Annotated in this window: 3 protein-coding genes; all 3 read right to left on the bottom strand. The window is 61.4% G+C overall.

Going from position 1 to position 3,526, the window contains the following annotated elements; genetic code table 11:
- Window positions 1-83: 83 nt before the first annotated feature.
- Window positions 84-950, bottom strand: coding sequence for a TniQ family protein (locus GGR00_RS28075; protein ID WP_184702836.1), 867 nt, complete (start codon window positions 948-950; stop codon window positions 84-86).
- On the bottom strand, window positions 947-1,828 hold the full coding sequence (locus tag GGR00_RS28070) for a TniB family NTP-binding protein (RefSeq protein WP_184702834.1): 882 nt from the start codon (window positions 1,826-1,828) through the stop codon (window positions 947-949). Before GGR00_RS28070 ends, GGR00_RS28075 begins: the two co-directional genes overlap by 4 nt.
- A gap of 6 nt (window positions 1,829-1,834) precedes the next feature.
- Window positions 1,835-3,526 (bottom strand): Mu transposase C-terminal domain-containing protein (locus GGR00_RS28065; RefSeq protein ID WP_343065664.1); only part of this gene is annotated, 1,692 nt, incomplete at its 5' end.

Below are 3,526 nucleotides of genomic sequence, written 5' to 3'. Positions count from 1 at the left end.
TGTCGCTTAGCAGTTAACCGCAAGAATGCACCGGTTTGGCTCGAATTGGTCATTTATTCATGAGAATCTGGACTGCAGGATTCTCAAATTAACTGCAATTGCACGGAGGGCCTCGGCCAGTGGGCTTGGGCTATCATTCGTTCGGTGGTGTCGGTGAATCGGAACCTATTGTCGCCCACCATGTGATGGCGCAGCATTCGGAGCATTTCCGGTCCGGCACGCTCGACAATTGCTATCCCGGCCAGCAGCGCGGGTCGCATGTGAAGCCGAAGGATCGGGCTTGCGGGCGTGGGCAGGTTCTCCTGTTCCGCGGCAACGATGCCATCGAGATCGGGAATAATGGCGCCGAGCACCCTGAAGCGCCAAAGGTCGCTCTCGCGGGGAATAGGTCTTGGAATGCGTCGCATCAGGAGAAGCCGAGCAATTTCGGTAGGCGATGTCCAGGTCACGATACCATGTTCGGCCTCGTCGTCGAGCAGCCGTTCGCCCCGAATAGCCGCAGCGCGATATTGCCGGAAAGGGGAGGGGAGTTCGCGCCCGTCGGTGTCCCGGAACAGACCTCTGCAGGCCGGACAGGTGAGGCGCCAGCCAACCAGCTGGCTTCTCAAGGTTGGCTCCGGTTCCGTGCGACGGGCGCTGCAGTTCGGGCAGGACTGCTGTGGCCTGACGGCGATCAGCCGGCGTGACGACTGCGCGACATTGGTGAAGGTCATTCGACGCACGCCAGCCGGCTCGGTGGCAAACATGCCGGCCAGGCGGATTGCCTGGTCAACGCTCAAATGGAGATCGGCGGCTCGCAGCGAGCGAACTTCCGGCAGGCAATGCCGCAGCATCACCAGCGGAGGGACCGCGTAGAAGGCGGCATGCCGGGCGATCCAGGAGGACAGAAGCTCGTTGGCGACGGGCGGCAATCGAACCGGCAACTGCCGTGGCGGCGCGTTCTCCATCATGCGAACGCCGCCTCGGCATCGAACTCCGGCTCCCAGTTCTCGACCGCTTCGTTCGTAATCTGCTCGTTGCCGGTCTCGATGGCGTCGACCGCGAGGTTGTTGACCATGTGGAAGATGTTGGCCGTGATGCCCTCGGTGATCTGTAGCATCCGCCGCAACGATTTCGGGGTGAGCACCGACGGCCGGCGTAGTGGCGTGTTGCGCAGGATCGACGTCACCAGGGTCTCGAACTGTTCGTTCGCGGCCCACCTGTTCAGGGTGAACTGCTCGAACCGGCGGGCAAGCTGGACGTCGCCGCTGATCGCCTCGCGCGCCTCGTTGACGCCGAAGCAGACCAACGAGATATGCAGACGATTGCTGAGGAAACGCAGCGTGTTCAGCACTATGCGCTGCTCACGGTAGGTTCCGGCGAGGATGTTGTGCACCTCGTCGATGACCAGAACCTGCACGCCGATGGCCTCCAAGATCCGCAGCGACGCCTGCTCCATCTGGGCGATGTCGGCGCGCGGCCGCTGCGGCGCGCCGAGAAGGGTCAGGAGCTCGGCATAGAACCGCCGCTCGCCGGGCCGGCTGGTCATTTCCATAGCCAGGACCGGGGTCTTCAGTGTTCCCGTCACCGGATTGAAGCTCGGCGGATGCTCGTCCCGGAAGCGCTTCATGATCATCGTCTTGCCCATGCCGCTGTCGCCATAGATCGCGATCGAGGGCATGCGCGTGCCGCGCGGGTGGTCGAGGAGCGCGCTCAGACGATCGAGAGCCTGCTTGGCGCGTGGGTAGAGCACCCAGCGGCGCGATCGTATTGCGCGAATGCGCCGCTCGTCCGTTTCAACAAGCAAAGCCGCCGCGCCTGCGGTCAGGTGAGAGATTTCATCGTTCATGTCAGCTCAATCCGTATCCTCGACAAAGGGTACGGGTTTGCTGGAGTCGACGCCGCGAAGCGAGCCCCATTCGCGATCTTCCACCCTTGGCTTGCGGCCGACTGCCTTGCCACGCCGCACCGTAGCCGTCATCCGTTTCGCATCTTCCACCAACTGGCGCCGAGCCATGGCGGTACGAACGATTGTTCCCATATCGATTTCGCGTTTTCCCTTCGCCAACAGCCATTCTCGCGACGACTTGGCTTCAGCGAGCGTGATCGAAGGCAAGGTGATGTCGGCATAGCGGGCCTCCACGAAGTTGCCCGACAGACGCCGGACAAATATGCGCGACAGATCTCGCGGGTCATATTTGATCAACAGCCGCCGCTTGCCGGTCCGTCCAACATCCGCAGCCAAGGCGGCGGACCAGTACCGCAATCCGAAGATGTGGATGCCGTTTGGTCGCAGCGTCCGCTCGTCTTCGGGCAGGAAGGTGAGCCAGAAATGCATTCGGTCCTGTGGAAGCCGTAGCGGGATTGTACCTTCATGCTCGCGCCATACAGCGATCGGGGGTCGTTTGAGACTGGCGTGTATCGATTGATGGTAGTCGCCGACAATGTCGAGAGCGATGTAGCGCTCGAGTTCGCGCAGCGTGAATGCCGAATGTCGACGAGAATTGTACTCGCCCAGTTCGTCAGGATTGCTGAATGTCGTGCCGGGGAGCAGGTGAAGCTTGCCCATCTGTGTGCCGATCAGGCGCTCGATGTGGCCCCCAAAGCGGGGCTCGCCGGGAGGCCGCCAGTCAATCTCGATACCGGCATCCTCGCAGCCGCGCTGGAATGCGCGGCTACGGAAGTCGCGGCCATTATCCACATGGAGCCGATCCGGGAGGCCAGCGACGGGCCAGGGGTCTGCTATCTCGCGTTCGCGAAGCCACGCAGATTTGTCAAAGACCGAATGCAGCAAGCAAAGACTCGTCGACAGTCGAGATGGCGCCGCCATGGTGAGGTAGAAGCCGGTGACCATCCTGCTGCAGACATCCATGGCCAATGTCAGCCACGGGCGCCCGAGCGGTCGACGATCCTCTTCATCAACGACGAAGATATCGGCCTTGGTGTGGTCGATCTGGACGACCTGCAGCGGTCTCGAAACTTCGAACTTACCCGGAACGGCAATAGTCGATTTCTCGATCTTCGGTTCTCCGCGCGCCTTGGCCCGCTTGGCGAGATCGACGTCTTCAATGCGTGCGACGATTGTTCTCCGATGAGGTGGCGCCAAGCCTGCCGCGCGACAGCTCGCGTTCACCTCACGCACCAGGGCTGATATAGATGGGCGGTTCTTCTTCAGGTAGAAGCGCTTGATCTCGGCCCGGATGATTTCGTCGCGCGCTTCGTCGAGCATCCGGTGACCGATGCGCCGACCGGGCTTGCGCCCGACAAGAGAGAGAACTGTCCCGCCTTCCCGGAATAGCTTAAGCAAGCGATAGGCTGATGCCTGGCTGAGCCGAAGCTCGCCGGCAAGCTCTCGTATCCGGGCTGCGTTTGTCGGGCCAGGCTCTCGACGCATGAAATCACGGATTGCGTCCGCCTTCCGGCACGCCTCATCCCAGTCAACGTCATTGATTTCATCGACCAGGGGATCAGACATCGTTGTTCCCGAACGCAAAAACATGCGGTCGAACATTCTCGCATCAAGTGCCAAAATCAAGTGACGATTATC

Origin of the sequence: Aminobacter aganoensis, assembly GCF_014206975.1 — a bacterium.
Classification (GTDB): domain Bacteria; phylum Pseudomonadota; class Alphaproteobacteria; order Rhizobiales; family Rhizobiaceae; genus Aminobacter; species Aminobacter aganoensis.
Note: the sequence above shows the minus strand (reverse complement) of the source record. Positions and strands in the feature narration are given on the sequence as shown.